The organism is Actinoplanes solisilvae (genome assembly GCF_003999975.1).
Taxonomy (GTDB): domain Bacteria; phylum Actinomycetota; class Actinomycetes; order Mycobacteriales; family Micromonosporaceae; genus Actinoplanes; species Actinoplanes solisilvae.
The window spans coordinates 1-16,316 of sequence record NZ_RJAC01000055.1 but is presented as its reverse complement, the minus strand read 5'-3'; the positions used below and the strand labels follow the sequence as shown (position 1 = coordinate 16,316).

15 protein-coding genes and 1 pseudogene are annotated in these 16,316 nt (G+C 68.2%); 13 read left to right on the top strand and 3 right to left on the bottom strand.

The window, feature by feature from the left end; all coding sequences use genetic code 11:
- Positions 1-122 precede the first annotated feature (122 nt).
- Positions 123-887, bottom strand: a complete 765-nt coding sequence (locus EER30_RS46125; RefSeq protein ID WP_127509530.1) for a 2,3-bisphosphoglycerate-dependent phosphoglycerate mutase — start codon at positions 885-887, stop codon at positions 123-125.
- Positions 888-1,087: 200 nt separating this feature from the next.
- On the opposite strand from EER30_RS46125, the gene EER30_RS46120 reads away from it, so the two are divergent.
- The 7 genes and pseudogenes from EER30_RS46120 to EER30_RS50195 all read left to right on the top strand — a co-directional run.
- A complete protein-coding gene (locus EER30_RS46120) occupies positions 1,088-1,954 on the top strand; it encodes a universal stress protein (RefSeq protein ID WP_127509528.1) in 867 nt (288 codons plus the stop codon).
- Positions 1,955-1,968: 14 nt separating this feature from the next.
- Positions 1,969-3,021 carry an ABC transporter permease gene (locus EER30_RS46115; protein WP_240670758.1) on the top strand — a complete coding sequence of 351 codons (1,053 nt, stop codon included), beginning with the start codon at positions 1,969-1,971 and terminating at the stop codon, positions 3,019-3,021.
- Positions 3,018-3,854, top strand: coding sequence for an ABC transporter ATP-binding protein (locus EER30_RS46110; protein ID WP_205650724.1), 837 nt, complete (start codon positions 3,018-3,020; stop codon positions 3,852-3,854). Before EER30_RS46115 ends, EER30_RS46110 begins: the two co-directional genes overlap by 4 nt.
- A 26-nt stretch (positions 3,855-3,880) precedes the next feature.
- Entirely contained in the window at positions 3,881-4,702 is an 822-nt protein-coding gene (locus EER30_RS46105; RefSeq protein ID WP_205650723.1) for an ABC transporter ATP-binding protein, read from the top strand.
- 140 nt (positions 4,703-4,842) lie between these two features.
- Positions 4,843-5,715, top strand: a complete 873-nt coding sequence (locus EER30_RS46100; RefSeq protein WP_164842785.1) for a universal stress protein — start codon at positions 4,843-4,845, stop codon at positions 5,713-5,715.
- 117 nt (positions 5,716-5,832) lie between these two features.
- On the top strand, positions 5,833-6,303 hold the full coding sequence (locus tag EER30_RS46095; protein WP_255437219.1) for a serine hydrolase domain-containing protein: 471 nt from the start codon (positions 5,833-5,835) through the stop codon (positions 6,301-6,303).
- A 103-nt stretch (positions 6,304-6,406) separates the two neighbouring features.
- Positions 6,407-6,724 (top strand): annotated as a pseudogene (locus EER30_RS50195) (serine hydrolase domain-containing protein); the annotation flags it as partial.
- Positions 6,725-6,852: 128 nt separating this feature from the next.
- On the opposite strand, the gene EER30_RS46085 reads toward EER30_RS50195, so the two are convergent.
- Complete coding sequence (locus EER30_RS46085; RefSeq protein ID WP_127509514.1) at positions 6,853-7,341, bottom strand: Crp/Fnr family transcriptional regulator; 489 nt, start codon at positions 7,339-7,341, stop codon at positions 6,853-6,855.
- Positions 7,342-7,559: 218 nt separating this feature from the next.
- Between EER30_RS46085 and EER30_RS46080 the strand changes: the two genes are divergently transcribed.
- The 6 genes from EER30_RS46080 (at position 7,560) to EER30_RS46055 (ending at position 16,095) form a co-directional block, all read left to right on the top strand.
- The gene (locus tag EER30_RS46080) at positions 7,560-7,889 is read left to right on the top strand and encodes a hypothetical protein (protein ID WP_127509511.1); all 330 of its coding nucleotides are present in this window, start codon (positions 7,560-7,562) and stop codon (positions 7,887-7,889) included.
- Complete coding sequence (locus EER30_RS46075; RefSeq protein WP_127509508.1) at positions 7,843-11,103, top strand: amino acid adenylation domain-containing protein; 3,261 nt, start codon at positions 7,843-7,845, stop codon at positions 11,101-11,103. Before EER30_RS46080 ends, EER30_RS46075 begins: the two co-directional genes overlap by 47 nt.
- Positions 11,100-12,422 carry an ATP-grasp domain-containing protein gene (locus tag EER30_RS46070; RefSeq protein ID WP_127509505.1) on the top strand — a complete coding sequence of 441 codons (1,323 nt, stop codon included), beginning with the start codon at positions 11,100-11,102 and terminating at the stop codon, positions 12,420-12,422. Before EER30_RS46075 ends, EER30_RS46070 begins: the two co-directional genes overlap by 4 nt.
- A 117-nt stretch (positions 12,423-12,539) precedes the next feature.
- Positions 12,540-13,676 (top strand): sensor histidine kinase, encoded by a 1,137-nt coding sequence (locus EER30_RS46065; RefSeq protein WP_127509502.1) that lies wholly within the window; start codon positions 12,540-12,542, stop codon positions 13,674-13,676.
- The gene (locus EER30_RS46060) at positions 13,673-14,107 is read left to right on the top strand and encodes a response regulator (protein ID WP_127509500.1); all 435 of its coding nucleotides are present in this window, start codon (positions 13,673-13,675) and stop codon (positions 14,105-14,107) included. The genes EER30_RS46065 and EER30_RS46060 overlap by 4 nt, the downstream gene beginning before the upstream one ends.
- A gap of 5 nt (positions 14,108-14,112) precedes the next feature.
- Entirely contained in the window at positions 14,113-16,095 is a 1,983-nt protein-coding gene (locus EER30_RS46055) for a hybrid sensor histidine kinase/response regulator (protein ID WP_127509497.1), read from the top strand.
- An 87-nt stretch (positions 16,096-16,182) separates the two neighbouring features.
- On the opposite strand, the gene EER30_RS50190 is transcribed toward EER30_RS46055, so the two are convergent.
- A partial coding sequence (locus tag EER30_RS50190) for a diguanylate cyclase domain-containing protein (protein ID WP_127509494.1) occupies positions 16,183-16,316 on the bottom strand: 134 nt, incomplete at its 5' end.

Here is a 16,316-nt window from a genome sequence, read left to right as displayed (position 1 = left end):
TGTCTCCACGGTTTTCCACCCCCTTGCACGCGTCGGCTGAGTTCCGGTATACCGTCGGCCGACGGCGGTGGACAGGGTCGTTCGGCCTGGTCAAGGCGGCCGGGCACGCGGGGAGAACACACCTACGTGTTGCGAGTCGGGCCCGTTCTCACCCTCTCGTCCGCACCGGCCGGGTCGAGGTACCGACCGCCGGGATCGACGATCGGGTTGCCCCGCCGGTCCAGCCTGTACCGCATCGGCACAGCGGTCGGGATGTCCAGCCGCTCCACCTCGACCGGCCCCAGCCCCTCGAGGAACATTACGAACGCGCGCAGGGTGTTGCCGTGCCCGACTAACAGCGGCGTCTCGCCGGCCAGCAGCTCCGGGAACAGGACGTCGGACCAGTACGGCAGCATGCGTGCCCACACGTCGGCGAGGCTTTCGGTGTGCGGCCGCACTTCTGGGGCCAGGCCGGTGTACCGCTCGTCGGCATACATCAGGGCAGCCGCCGGGTCGGTCATCGGCGGCGGCGCGGCCGCCCACGACCGTCTCCACGCGCGGAACGACGCGGCGTCGACCTCCGCGGCGACGGCCTTCTTGTCGCGTCCGGTGAGGGCGCCGTAGTGGCGTTCGTTCAGGCGCCAGGACCGGTGCACCGGCACCCAGCCGCGACCCAGCGCGTCCGTCACGATCTCCGCGGTCGAGATCGAACGGCGCAGAAGCGATGTGTGCACACACGTCGGCCGTACACCCAGGTCGCGCAGCACCGTTGCGGCTCCACCGGCTTGGGCCACGCCGAGCTCGCTCAGGGGAACGTCGGACCATCCGGTGAAGGCGTCGGCCGCGTTGCTGACGCTCTGTCCGTGCCGCAGAAGCAAGAGGGCCCCGCCGCGATCCGTCCGTGTCATCCGGCACAGGGTAGGCGACGAACGCGGTCGCCACGCGGTGAACAGCCGCAGCCTGATGGACGTGACCCGGCGGGAGGCAGGTGCCCGGCGCGCCGGTCGCCAGCCTGTGAGGGTCCTTGGACCTGCCGGGCGGGGACATGACGCCCTGCCGAGGCGGCCGGCCCTGGGACGACGCTGGGTACAGCTGAGAGGAAGGCGTCATGAGACCTCGTCCGATCGTCGTGGGTACCGACGGCACTGAGAACAGCAAGGAAGCGGTGCGCTGGGCGGCACGCGAGGCTAACCGCCGTGGCCTGCCGCTGCGCGTCGCGTACGTCTTCGACTGGGAGTGGGGCGAGTCCCCCTATGACCTCAGCGGCGGGTCCTACGACCGGGCCCACAAGCACGCCGAAGCCGTCACCGGCAACGCCGTCCACGAGGCCCGCGCGGCGGTTCTGAACGTCGACGTGGAGGGTGACCCGCTGGTCGGACACGCTGCCGCTCGCCTGCTCGCCGAGTCCGACGATGCCGAGCTGATGGTCCTGGGCAGCCGCGGTCGCGGTGCCTTCGCAGGCCTAATGCCCGGCTCGGTCAGTCAGCGCGTCGCCACCCGCGCGGCCTGCTCGGCGGTCGTGGTTCGCGGCCGCGGCGGTGATCTCACCGAGGGGCCCGTCGCGGTCGGCCTTGATGCCTCCGACGCGGCGGAACGCGTCCTGGAGGTCGCTTTCGAGGAAGCAGCCGGTCGGGGAAGCACGCTCCTGGTGATTCGTGCTCGGGTGCCGGTCGGATTCCAGGCGGGCGACGTCGCGCTGCCGGAACCCCCGGCCGCGGAGCGCGCTCGCGTCGAGGAGCAACTGGCGCCGTGGCGGCGCAGGCATCCGGAAGTGCCGGTCGAGGTGGTACTCACCACCGACGGCGCTGCCTCGGCGCTGGCCGAGGCGTCGACTCGTGCCCGGCTGATCGTGGTGGGCAGTCGTGGTCGTGGAACGTTCACCGGTACGGTGCTCGGCTCGGTCGGCCTCCAGCTCCTGCAGCACGCGGACTGCCCGGTGTACATCGTCCGCGAGCCGGCTCACCGGCGAGGCTGATCGCCGTGTGGGCAATGATCGTGAAAGAGTTCCGGCAGATGCGCCGGGACCGCCGCACCCTGGCCATGATGATCGTGATGCCGGTCCTGCTGCTCATCGTCTTCGGCTATGCGGCGAGCTTCGACGTCACTTCGATCCCGGTGAGGGTGGTCGGCGTCCACGCCGCCGAGGTTGCGGGGCGACTCCCTGCGCCGTTCGAGGTCACGGCCATCGCATCGGCCGAGGACCGGTCGGACGCGACCCGGGCCTTGCGCGACGGGGTCGTGCCGGTCGTCGTCGTCGCCGATGCGGACGCGGTGACGGTTCTCCTCGACGGCTCGGAGCTGTTCACCGCCAACGCGGCCCGCGCGGCACTCGCGCGGGCCGGCGCACCACAGGTCGAGGTGTTGTTCAACCCGGACCTGCGGACGTCGGCGGTCATGGTCCCCGGCCTGGCCGGCATGATCCTTCTCTTCGTCGGCACAGTAATAACCAGCCTCGGGGTGGTGCGTGAGCGGCAGACCGGCACTCTCGAGCAGTTGGCCGTCATGCCCCTGCGGCCGCGCGACGTGTTTCTCGGCAAGATCGCGCCGTACTTCCTGGTAGCGGCGCTCGACCTCACCGTCGTGGTGGCAGCCGGCACCCTGCTGTTCGGCGTACCGTTCCACGGATCCCTGCTCGTGCTTGCGCTCGGCGCCGTGTTGTTCCTGTTCGTCACGCTCGGCACCGGCGTGCTGATCTCGAGCGTCTCTCAGAACCAAGGACAGGCGATCCAGCTTGCGATGATGACGCTGCTGCCCCAGGTGCTCTTGTCCGGCCTCATCTTCCCGCTGCGCTCGATGCCCCTCGGGGTCCGCTGGATCGGCTACCTGCTGCCACTCACCTACTTCACACAGATCTCGCGAGGCGTCATGCTGCGCGGGGCCCCTCTCACCACGCTGTGGCAACCGTTCCTCTACCTCACGCTGCTGGGGGTGGCGGTGGTGACGTTCGCGATGCTGCGCTTCCGGGCCTTCCTTGCTCCGCAGGGCGCCCGGCGGGCCAGGCGCCGGGGCGTCCTGGCGCTAGCGGCGGGCTCGAAGCCGTGAACTGGGGCCTTACCAGCGTCTCGGTGGTCCGCGGCGGCGGGACGATCCTGGAAGAGGCGACGCTGAAGGTCTCGGCCGGTGAGATCGTGGCGGTGGTCGGTGGTGACGGCTCGGGCAAGTCCACTCTCCTGGGCGTGCTCGTCGGGCGGCTCGGGCCGTCAGCCGGTGTGGCGAGGACACCGGCACGGTCCCGGATCGGCTTCCTGCCGGCATCGTCCGGGGTGTATCCCGATCTCACCGTGCTCGAGAATCTGCGTTTCGCCGCGGCCGCCTACGGCATGCCGCCGGCGCTCGCGGCCGATCGCATCTGGGCCCTTCTGGACAGAACCGGGCTGACACCGGCCGCCCATCGCCTCGGCGGGCGGCTGTCGGGCGGCATGCGCCAGAAGCTCGGCGTCGCCCGCGCCCTGGTGCACGAACCCGACCTGCTGATTCTCGACGAACCCACCACCGGCGTCGACCCGGTCAGCCGGTCTGACGTCTGGTGGTTGATCACGCGCGAGACGGCACGGGGCTGCGCGGTGGTTTTCAGCACGACATACCTCGACGAGGCCGAACGGGCCGGTCATGTCGTCGTGCTGCAGGCGGGCCGGGTGCTGACGCAGGGACCGCCGGACGGGATCGTGGCGGCGATCCCAGGGGAGGTTCGCCTGTTCCCCACCCGGCCGGTGGGTCCCTTCGTGTGGCGACGCGGCCGGTCCTGGCGGGTGTGGCGGGAAGACGGGACGGGAGACGGCACGGTCGTCCGGCCGGACCTGCAGGACGCGGTCGTGCTGGCCGCGCTTCGCAGGGCGGCGGGAGAAAGCCTCGACAGGACGGAGACGCCCAGATGAGTGAGGTGCTCGCAGGGTGTCTCGGAGTGTCCCACCGATACGGCGACAGCACGGTCCTGGACGCTGTCGATCTCCAGGTGAGCGCGGGCGAGCTCGTCGGCCTGCTGGGTGCCAACGGCGCCGGCAAGACAACACTGATCAGAATCCTCCTCGGCCTTCTGGTGCCCTCTTCGGGTCACGTGCGGTTGTTCGGCGAGGCGCCGTCGCGGCGCGCGCGTGGCCGGATCGGATACGTTCCCCAGGGCCTGGGTCTGTACGAAGACCTGACAGCGGCCGAGAACCTCGAGTTCACCCGGGCTGCTTTCGGCGGTCGTTGGGCTGTTCAGCCGGCGGCGCTGACCGTTCCGCCCGATGTCCTCGCCGGGCGGCTCCCGCTCGGCCTGCAACGACGTCTCGCGTTCGCCGCGGCGTTCGCGCATTCGCCTGGCCTGTACGTCCTGGACGAGCCGACGTCCGGCGTGGACGCCCTGGCACGCACCCACCTGTGGGACGTGATCCGGGGGGTGGCCGACAGCGGCGCGGGAGTGCTTGTGACGACGCACAGCATGGAGGAAGCGGAGGAGTGCGACCGTCTCGTCATGCTGACCGCCGGACGGCTGGTGGCGGAGGGGACTGCTGCCGACATCATCGGTGACTCCGAGGTCGTCACCGTCGCCTGCGCCGACTGGCCCCGCGCGCTGGCCGTCCTGGAGAACGCCGGGCTGCGAGCCGCGCTGGTGGGCAGATCGTTACGTGTGCCCGGCGGCGATCTTGTACGGGTCCGAGCTGCCCTGGCGGGTACAGGAGCGATCGCCGGGCTCGCCCGGGCCACCCTCGAGGAGCGTTTCGTCGAGTTGACCACCGGATGATCGGGGCGGCCTCAGTCGCCAGGCCCCGCCGACGGTTCCGAGGAGCTGCCGGACGGGGTGCCGGGAGCGGACCAACGGCCCTGGCCCGGGCGGGGCACCGCAGGTTTCCTGAAGCGAGGGAACGGTCCGGGAGGACGGCCATGGACAGGATCGAAGAGCTACGGACAGATCGCGAAGCCATCCGGGGACGGGCCTCGAAGTACAGCGACGCGGTGAACCGCTATCTGAGCGTCGCCGGCTATCGCTCGGCGCCGACCCACAGACCGGCGCCCATCGCGACGACGACCGGTCTGGTGCTGGTCGGGGCCGATGACACACCGACGAGCTACACGGCGGTCGACCACGCCGCGATCGAGGCGGACCTGCGCGGATGGCACCTGCGCATCGTTCATGCCCGGCGTACCGGCGGGGTCCTCCCGCGTGCCCGCGACGACGGCTCGCGTCTGCTGGAACGGCTGATCGACCGGGTGCACGCGTATTCGACGACGGTCCCGGTGACGAGCCGCCTGGTCGTGGGTTCCCCGGCGCCGCGGCTGCTGGCCGAGGCACGAAACGCCGGATTGGTCGTCGTGGGGCACAGGCACGGCGTCACCGGTGAGATCTTCGGCGTGAGCGTCGGCGAGCGCGTGGCGGCGGACCATAGCGGTACGGTGCTGGTCGTGCGAATCCCTGGCTGGCCGCCGGGACCCGACTTCGGTCAGCGCCCGGTCGTGGTGGGCGTCGACGGGGACGACAGCGCGGCCGTCCGGTTCGCCCAGGAGGAGGCCCGGCTGCGCGGCAGCGATCTGGTGCTCGTGCACGCGAGCCGGACACCACGGGTGGTCCGGACGGAGGTGGTGGATGGCGTCACCAGACATCTCCGCTTCGTTGCCGAGAGCCCGGCTGACGCGCTTGCCGAAGCGTCGTACCAGGCCGCTGCGCTGGTGGTGGAGCGCCACGGATCGAGTCTTCCGGGCTCGGTGAGCCGTGCCCTTGTCCAGGGTGCGCATTGCCCGGTCTTTGTGGTCGGCTGACTCCCGAAGCGACCATGGACATGATCGAGCTCGATGAGGAACTACTGACGAGAACCACCACCGCCATAGCCCGCAGGCGACCGTGCGTCGGCCTCGCTCTCGCTGTGGTCAGGCCCGGTGCACCGACCGTGTTCGCCCGGCACGGTCTTGCCGGCATCGCCGCGGCGACGCCGATCACCCGAGGACACGGTCTTCCGGATCGGATCGGTCACGAAGACCATGACCGCGGTCGCGATCATGCAGCTGCGCGACCGTGGACTGATCGATCTGGACGGACCGGCCAACACCTATCTGCGGTCCTACCGACTCGGTCCGGAACGCGGCGACTTCCGTCCGGCCACCGTGCGGCACCTGCTGACCCATACGACAGGTATCCGCGAAGTACGCCGGCCGTCCGGGCTGCTTCGCCTCCGGGACCTCGGTGAAACGGTGCCCTTGGGCATGCCGGTCCCGACGCCGGCGGAGTACTACCAGGGACACCTGCCGATCCACGCCGATCCGGGCGCCCGCTTCATGTACACCAACCATGGCTTCGTCACGCTCGGGCAGATCGTCGCCGACATGACAGGCCTGCCGCTGGACCGTTGACTGCGGGAGAACGTCTTCGACCCGCTCGGTATGGGGCACACCGATCTGAGCCGCTCCGCCCGGGTGCGCGGGGCGCCGGCCACGGGGTACGAACTGCGCCGCCGTGGCGGTAACCGACTACGACGTCATCACCGCGGGCGCCGGCGGGGTCTGGTCCACGGCCCGGGATCTGGCTCGCTATGCCGAGGCCCTGCTGGACGGCGGCCACAATCGACACGGTTCGATCGTCCCGTCGAAGACCGTGGAGGAGATGTTCGCCCCTCAGTACCGCCCGGATCCGCGCGTTCCCGGCATCGGCCTAGCGTTCTTCCGTGCCGATCTGGGTAGCCTGCTCGCGGTGGAGCACGACGGCATTCTGCCCGGTTTCGACGCGCAGCTGTTCCTGGTGCCCTCGGCCGGCATAGGTGTCGTGGCCCTGGCCAACGGGGCCCGCCGCGGCATGCACTGGCTTGCCCCCGGATCTGGGTCCGCTGACGCTCACCCGCGTCCGGTAGAGCTTGCGCACCGCTGTGCCGCCCGCGTGGCGTCGGCGGCCGGCTCAGTGCACGTTCAGCGCAGGACGTTCCAGCCGGAACCGTGGGCGAGACGGAGATCGGCCGCGCGCTCCCGGGCCACCCGCAACCGCCGCGAGGCGACGGACAGGACCCGGGTGGTGAACTCGAGGCCGAACATCGGATCCTCCGCGATCAGTTCGCGGAGCGGCCCGGCATGCAGTTCGACCGCCTGGCACTCCTCGACGACGAAGGCACCCACCGAGGACCGGAACGGCCGGACGAGGCAGGACCAGCCGAGGACACCGTCGGCGCCGATCCGCTCGATCGGCACGTCACCGCCTGGAACGTGGAAGTCCAGCTGCACCACACCGGAGCACACGAGCCAGAGATGATCGGCGGGGCTGTGTTCCCGCAGCAGTCGCGTCGACGTCGGCCAGGCGACGGAAGTGCCGCACGCCGCCAGCCGTTGCAACCATCGGGACGGAAGATCCGCGACCAGCCTGTGCAGAGCGAGATGGTCGAAGGCCGTCAAAGATGACGTCATCGTCGGCTCCTTTCCTCTTCAGGGACTGGTTCTGCTCCCACGATGATCGGTGGTTGGCGGATGGTGACAGGGCCGAAAGTCGCCCTCAGCCGGAACTGGGCCGAAGGCCGGCCCCTGCGGTTCGCCCGGCCGGGCCGGAAGCCGCGTCCGTACGGGACGTAGGTCCCTGTCGGGATTCACGGATGTCCATGAGCATGGAGGCCTGGGAGGTGATGAGGATGTTGTACCCGATCCTGATTCTCGCGGTCATCACGGCGATCTGCGTGCTCGGCGGGCGGTACCTGCCGGATCTGAACAGCTCCGCGTGGGGCCGGAAGGAGGCCCCATCGGCCGCGCAGCCGGGGGCGGTGGCGTACACCGAACCGGAGAGCTTGGAAGGCGTGCTGGTCGCCCAGCTGGTGGCGGGCGAGATCACCACATCCCAGTACCGTCGATCGGGCACCGTGCCTCCATCCACTCATCGGGTTCGTGGGCAGGCTTCTCGAGCGCCGACCAGATCGGATGTCAGATCATCGACACTTGTCGTTCTTTTTGCGGTTCTCGTGTAAGATCGTGGCGATTGGTCTGGTTAGGAGTGGCGGGGGTGACCAGCACTCGAGATCGAGACCTGCGGGCACGCGGTCGGTGGGTCGCCGAAGCGGAGGCGCGATGCGGCCCGGCGGAGCATATGCAGGCACAACCGGCCGGTTGGCGGCCCGTAACGACACCACTGCCAGCTATCCAGCAGATCAGTCAATTGTGGACTTATTCCGCGCGCAGGCTCGCCGTGCCCCAGACGCGGTCGCGTTGTCAAGCGCGGACCGGTGGATCACTTACGGTGAGCTTGACCAGTGGTCCGATCGGCTGGCTGTCCGGCTGGCCGAGTCCGGTGTGACGGTCGGCGAGCCGGTGGGGTTGCTCGGCGAGCGGTGCCTCGAGGTGCCGGTCGGAATGCTCGCCATCCTCAAGGCCGGAGCGGTGTATGTACCCCTGGATCGGGCAGACCCGGTCGGGCGGCTCCGAGTCCTCATCGACGAGGTGGCGATCCGTCGGATCGTGACGATGCCTGGCTCTGGTGGGTTACTCGACCGGATCCTCGCGTTCGCGGTAGCGGATTCCCGATACGGCGATGATCGGCGGCCGCCGCCGGTCCGCGTCGGGGGTGGCGACCCGGTCTACATCATGTTCACGTCCGGCTCCACCGGTAGGCCGAAGGCGGTAGCCATACCGCACCGGGGTGTGGCGCGTCTGGTGATCAACACCAACTACATTCACTTTGCCGCGACCGATCGGATCGCCAACACCGGGTCCCTGTCCTTCGATGCCTCGACGCTGGAGATCTGGGGGGCGTTGCTCAACGGTGCGCACCTCATCGTGATCGACCGCGACGAGCTGCTGGACCCCGCTCGGTTGGAGAGTTTCCTGCATCGGGAGCAGATCACCGTCCTGTGGCTGTCAGCAGGACTCTTCCACCAATGCGCGCGGTCCCGGCCGGCGATGTTCGGCGGCTTGCGAGTCTTGATCTCCGGCGCCGACGTGCTCATCCCTAGCCTGGTTCGGGAGGTGTTACGGCGCGGCCCGCCGGGGAGCCTGGTAAACGCCTACGGCCCGACCGAGAACACCACCGTCTCCACTGCGCACCTGATCAGCGACGTTCCTCCCGGTGTCGACCGCATTCCGATCGGACGGCCGATCGCGAACTCCACGTGTCACATCGTGACTGCCGACGGTACGCCGGCCGCCGTCGGTGAGGAGGGCGAGCTTCTGGTGGGCGGTGACGGTGTTGCCCTCGGCTATGTCAACGATCTTCCCTCCACCGCGGACCGGTTCATTCCCGACCCGGATGGCCGGCGCCCCGGCGCCAAGTTGTTCCGCACCGGTGATCTCGCCCGTTGGTTGCCGGACGGCACGATCGAGTTTGTCGGCCGACGTGACCGGATGATTAAGTTGAGCGACTTCCGGGTTGAGCTCGACGAGATCGAGGCGGTGTTCGCCACCTGCCCGATGGTCAGCGACGTCGCCATCGCCACCGTCGGGGACGGCTCGGGCAGCCGGAAGGTCGTCGGGTACTACACGCTGCGTCCCGGTGTCGAAGCGCCGACTCAGGCCGAGCTCCGTACGTTTCTCGCCCAGCGTCTCCCCGCGTACATGCTGCCCGCCCGGTTCGTGGCACTGGATCACTTCTCGTTGACCGCAGCCGGCAAGCCGGACCGGGCTGGGCTGGCCGGCGCGCGAAGGGTGACCGGCGCCAGCGGTGAGTCGGCCACGTCCCCCCGCCGTCCGACAACGCCGGAGCAGGTGGCGCTGGCCGGGCTGTGGATGGAATTGCTGGACGTCACCGAGGTCGGGCTGGATGACACGTTCTTTGAGCTGGGCGGCAATTCTCTGCTGGCCGCACGGGTCTTCGCCCGGCTGCAGACGATGTTTGGGATCGGTCCGGAAACCGGCCGCTTTCTGACTCGCAGGCTCCTGGCGGATCCCTCGTTGTCCGGCTGCGCCGAGGCCGTCCGCGAGGCCCGCGTCGGCCTGTCGCCGCATGAGGTCGCGGAGCCTCGCGTCGACTTCTACCGGGAAGGCCTGCTCACCGTGCCGATCCCGGTGACCCGGCGTGGTGGAGCGGTATCCGGCGCCCCCGGCACGGTGGACGAGATCCTGCTCACCGGCGCGACCGGTTTCGTCGGCGCATACCTGCTGCGGGAACTGCTGAACACCACCGAGGCGAGGATCCATTGCCTGGTCCGCGCGGTCGATGTCGAACACGCTGGACACCGCCTGGCGGCCACCCAATCCCGCTACGAACTCGGCGACCTTCCGGCGGACCGGGTGGTTCCACTGGTCGGAGACCTCGGCAGCCCGCTACTCGGTCTCGGTACGGACGAGTTTGACGCGTTGGCCGGCAGCCTCGATCTCATCGTTCATGCCGGGGCCTATGTCAACTTCACCTACCCGTACGCCCAGTTGGCCGCCGTGACGGTGACCGGCACCCAGGAAATCGTCCGCCTGGCGTGCCGGTATCGCGGCGTGCCGGTCCATTTCGTGTCGACCATTGCGGTGCTGGCCGGGTTCGGTGCCGCGGGAGTCCATTCGGTCACCGAGGACACGCCGCTCGCCTTTCCCGAATATCTCTATATGGGGTATCCCGAGACCAAGTGGGTAGCCGAAGCCCTGCTCGGTCAAGCCGGCCGGGCCGGGCTGCCGGTGGGCATCCACCGGCCCTACGAGGTGTCCGGCGACCTGCGGACTGGTATGTGGAATCTGGAGAGCGCCACTTGCGCCCTTTTCAAAGTCATGGTGGACAGCGGCATCGCCCCGGATATCGACCTGCCACTCGATTTCCTTCCGGTCGATCTGCTGGCTGAGCAGATCGTTCACATCGCGCTGGCGCGGGATCCGGCTACGCACACCTATCATCTCGCCAACCCACACCCAGCCGGCCTGCGACACATGGCCGAACGGCTTCGGGTCCACGGATACCGGCTGGACGTTCTGCCCCTTGCCGACTGGGTCCGGCGGGTGGTCCAGTTCCTTCGGGACCATCCCGACCACCCGTTTGCTCCGTTCGTGCCGATGTGGGTCGATCGCAGCCCGCGCAGCGGACTGGTGCTGAAAGAGATGTACTGCGCGTCGCACTTCCCGCGGTTTACCCGGACCAACGCCGACGCCGCGCTCGCCGGTACCGGGACTGCGATGCCGGCGGTCGACGCCGACCTGCTCGATCACTACATCCGGTTCTTCGAGCGGTCAGGGTATTTCCCGGTCCCGCCGGTCCCGCCGTTGCAATGACTGACGAATCCGTACCGGACGCCACGGCGCAGCTCCGCTTGCCGCGGATTCCCCGATTGGCCGTCGTCCTCGACTTCGGCTCGGCCACCCCGATGAGCATCCTCGCCTCCGCGCGGGGACTGGCCGACATCATCTTCCTGTGCGACCGGGACCTGCCCTACATCCGTGCCTTGATCGGAGAGCTCCGCGAGATCGCCACCGTCTGCGACATCACCGGTCTCGGCGGAGCGGATCTCGTCGATCTGGTGGAGCGACTCGACCTCGACGGCATCACGACCTTCAGCGAAAGCCGACTCAATGTCACCGCAGACCTCGCCCAATGGCGTGACCTGCCGTACCTGAGCGTGGCGACCGCGCGGGCGCTGACCGACAAGTACATCCAGCGACGCATCCTCGCCGATGCCGGGGTGCAGGCGACCCGATGCCGGGTGGTCCACGACGTGGCCGACCTCGGTGCAGTCCTGGCTGAGGTCGGACTACCGGCGATCCTCAAGCCCCGCAACGGAGCCGCGAGCGCATACACCTGCCGGGTCGACACCCCCGCGGAGGCGGCGGCACGGCTCGGCGACTTCCTCCGGCGCCGGTCGGTGACCGCCGCGCCGATGCCGGCCGGAAATGACTTCGTGGTGGAAGAGATGCTGGTGGGCGATCCGACAGTGGCCGGCGCAGGCTGGGGTGACTACGTATCGGTCGAGTCGGTGACCTCACACGGCGTCGTGCACCACGTGGAGATCACCGGCAAGTTCCCGCTGGCCGATCCGCTACGCGAAACCGGCTATGTGGTTCCCTGCACCCTCGCCGACGACGTCCGCCGGCAGGTGCTCGCCCTGACCGAGGCCGGCATCCTCGCGCTGAAGGTGCAGCACGGGACCACCCACGTCGAGGTGAAGCTCACTCCGTACGGGCCGCGGATCATCGAGGTCAACGGACGGCTCGGTGGATATGTCGCCGACATCGTCAGCAGGGCGCGGGGCATCGATCTGGTGCGCGCCACTCTCGCCGCAGCTCTGGGCCGCGCGGCCGACGTGCCGCCCGCCGCCTACCGCAGGCACGCCTTCCAGTACTTCATCACACCGCCGATGCCGGCCGTGGCGCTACGGCGGCTCGACGGTGCGGCTGAGCTGGGCGCGCACCGAGGGATCCAAATCGTCGAGACCTTCAAGCGGGTCGGCGAACGCCTCGACTGGCGCCACGGCACGTTGACGTACCTCGGAATCGTCCATGGGGTGGCCCACGATCACGCAGGCGTGCTCCGCCTCGTCGACCTGGTGGATCGGACCTTACAGATCGAGTACGAGACCGCTCCTGCCAGCCCGTAAAAGAGTACTATAAATTGACAAAGCGGCTCTCGATCTGCGAGCTAACCCTCGCCGGGACCGGTACCGTCGTCCCCCCGCGACACCGCTACCTCGGAGCGCAGCCGCGGAAAGGGCACGATGCATGCCCAGGCTAGTCATGATCAGCTTCAGGAGCTGATCGACAACGTTTCGGCGATGATCTACATGAAGACCATCGACGACGGCCGCTACATCCTGGTCAACCGTGAATGGGAACGGCTGATCAAGACCGGCCGCGAACAGGTGGTGAACCTCACCGATCACGAGGTCTTCCCCCGCGAGCTAGCCGACAAACTCCGCGAAAACGACCTCGGGGTGGCCCGCGCGGGCCACACCGTGCAGTTCGAGGAGACCGCGGAATTCGACAACGGCGTCCGCTCGTACCTGTCGGTGAAGTTCCCGGTGCTGGACAGCGCGGGCAAGGCCTACGCGGTATGCGGAATCTCGACCGACATCACCGACCGCATACGCGCCGAGGAGCAGGTTCGGGAGCTGAACGCCGACCTGGAGGCCCGGGTGGTCGAACGCACCTCGGAGCTGCAGGCGTCGGCCCGTGAGCTGGACGCATTCTCGTACTCGGTCTCCCACGATCTGCGCGCCCCGCTGCGCTCCCTGCACGGATTCAGCCAGGCGATCCTCGACGACTACGGCAACCTGCTCGACGACGTCGGCCGCGACTACTTGAACCGGTTACAGGTAAATGTGCAGCGGATGGCCCAGATGATCGACGATCTGCTCAATCTGTCGCGGGCCACCCGGGCTGATTTCGCACGAGAATCGGTGGACCTGAGCGGGCAGGCCCGGGACATCATGGCCGATCTGGCCGCGGCCGACCCCGACCGCACCGTTGAGGGTGTCATCGCGGACGATCTGAAGGCCCTTGGCGATCGAGCGCTGTTGCGCATGGTGCTTCAGAATCTTCTCGCCAACGCCTGGAAATACACTGCCAGACTCCCGGTCGCGCGTATCGAGTTCGGGCAGCTCGACCGCCATGGTGAGCAGTGCTTCTTCGTCCGCGACGACGGCGTCGGATTCGACACCAAGTACGCGGACAAACTGTTCACCGCGTTTCAACGGCTGCATCCCGCAGCGGAGTTCGAGGGCAACGGCATCGGGCTTGCGATCGTCCAGCGGATTGTGCGCCGGCACGGCGGCCAGGTCTCCGCCGAGTCCGATCCGGGGCATGGTGCGACCTTCTACTTCACGGTGGCCGGGCCGACGGAGGCAACGACATGATCGAGGGAACGATTCTGCTGGTCGACGACAACCCCGACGACGTCACCCTGACGCTGCGAGCGTTTCGCACCAACAACATCACCAACCAGGTCGACGTGGCTTCCGACGGCGAAGAAGCATTGAACTACCTGCTCCCGGACGGAGAGTACCCACCGAAGCCCGTACTGATCTTGCTGGACATCAACCTGCCCAAGATCAGCGGGCTGGAGGTGCTACGCCGGGTCAGAAACGACGACCGGACGCGGTATCTGCCCGTGGTCGTGCTCAGCACCTCGAGCGAGGACCGCGACATTGTCGAGAGCTACGACCTGGGCGCGAACAGCTACATCCGCAAACCCGTGGTGTTCAACGAGTTCGTCGAAGCTGTCCGGGTGCTCGGTCTGTATTGGCTCCTGGTCAACCAAGCAGTCACGGCGCCGAAGGGCGGCTGATCACCATGCGGCTACTGATCGTCGAGGACAACGAGGACGACGCCCTGCTCGTCGTCCGTAACCTGCGCGGCGGCGGCATCGACCTCGACTTCGAACGGGTGGAAACCGCTGCGGCGATGTCGATGGCATTGACCATCCAACCGCCGGACATCGTGATCTCCGACAACACAATGCCGGCCTTCGACGCCTCATCGGCCTTGCGCCTGCTTCGTGACCGGCAAATCGACGTGCCCTTCATCGTGGTCTCCGGACAGATCGGCGAGGAAACCGCCGTGGCCCTCATGCGGGAAGGGGCGCACGACTTCGTGCTCAAGGACAGTCTCGCCCGACTGTTACCCGCGGTGACCCGCGAATTGCGAGAAGCCGAGGAACGGCGCGAACAGCGACGCACCCAGTCCGCCCTGCGAACCAGCGAGGAACGCTTCCGATTGGTCGCCGAACACGTGCACGACGTCGTGTTCCGCTACCGCATCGGGCCGAATCCCCACCTGGAATACATCAGTTCCGCGGTGGAGGCGATGACCGGTCACCCACCCGACGACCTCTATGACGCTCCGGAACTCATCTTCGCCATGGCCGAACCCGACGACCGGGTCCGCATGGTCGAGTCGTGGCGCACACCGCCCACCCAACCTCTCGTCATGCGCTGGCGCAACGCCGACGGTTTCACCAAATGGATCGAACAGCGAGCCGTCGCCGTCCTCGACGACCAAGGCCAAGGCATCGCCGTCGAAGGAATCCTGCGCGACATCACCACCCAGACCCTCGCCGCCGTCGAACGCGAAAGCCTGGAACGCCAGCTACACCAGGTCGAACGACTCGACTCCCTCGGACAACTCGCCGGCGGTATCGCCCACGACTTCAACAACCTCCTCGGCGTGATCAGCGGCAGCGCTGAATTCGTACTGGACGCACTCGATCCCGCCGATCCCAGCCGCGCCGACGTGCACAGCATCAACGACGCCGCCCGGATGGCCGCCGCACTCACCCGGCAACTGCTCATCTTCAGCCGCCTCCAACCGTCCCAACCGGAAATCATCGACGTGGGCGAGGTCGTGGCCGACACCGAGCGACTACTGCGCCGCACCATCGGCGCGGACATCGAGTTCGTCGTGCAGACGGAGCCGGACCTCGACCTTGTCACCATCGACCGCAGCCGCCTCGAGCAGATCATCCTGAATTTCGTCGTCAACGCCCGCGCGGCCATGCCCGACGGCGGGCGGCTTACCGTTTCCACCGCCGCAGCGGACCACCACGACCTCGTGTTGCGCAATCCCGACCTGGCGCCCGGCCGATTCGTGCGCCTCACCGTCGCCGACACCGGATGCGGAATGAGCCCCGAGGTGGCGCAGAAAGCCTTCGAACCCTTCTTCACCACCAAGGACCCCGGCAAGGGCACCGGGCTCGGCCTGGCCACCGTCTACGGGGCAGTCCAAGAAGCAGCCGGCGCGCTTGCCCTGGAATCCGAACCCGGCAAGGGCACCCGCATCAGTATCTACCTGCCGTCAGCCGCGCGGCCCGAAGCTCCCGTCTCGACCGTCGTGGCGGTCAACACCGACCCCACCAGCACCGGCGAGCACGTCCTCGTAGTCGACGACAACGACGCGCTACGAGGGATCTCCAAACGCATCCTGCTCCGCGCCGGGTACCACGTCACTGAGGCGTCAACCCGCGACGACGCCGTACGCCTCGGCGGCGACACCGATCTCGAACTGGACATGGTGCTCACCGACGTCGTGATGCCCGGCATCAGCGCACACGAGATGATCGATGCCATCCGCGCGCACCGCCCGAGCATCTCGGTCGCGCTCATGTCCGGCTACGCCGACCCGGCACGCGGCGGCCGGCTACTGTCCGACGACATCCCGATCATCGCCAAACCCTTCAACGCCGCAACCCTGCTGCACGAGGTCCGAATGGCGATCGACCACACACCATCGGTGACCCTCCCGATAGAGCAGGGGCCACGGGGCGGGGTCAGCCCGTAGGCGGCTGGTGGCGTCGCAAGGTGTGCCGCGCTTCGCGGACAGTTGCTTCCAGCACCGTGACCAGGACACCTTAGGAGGCGTCGGTGGTCAGAGCCCGGAGACTGCGTAGTGGTTCTTGCCGGCGGCTTTGGCGGTGTACATCGCTTCGTCGGCGTTTCGGATGGTGGTGTCGGCGGTGTCGCCGTCCCGATAGAGGGCGATACCGGCGCTGGCCGTGACGT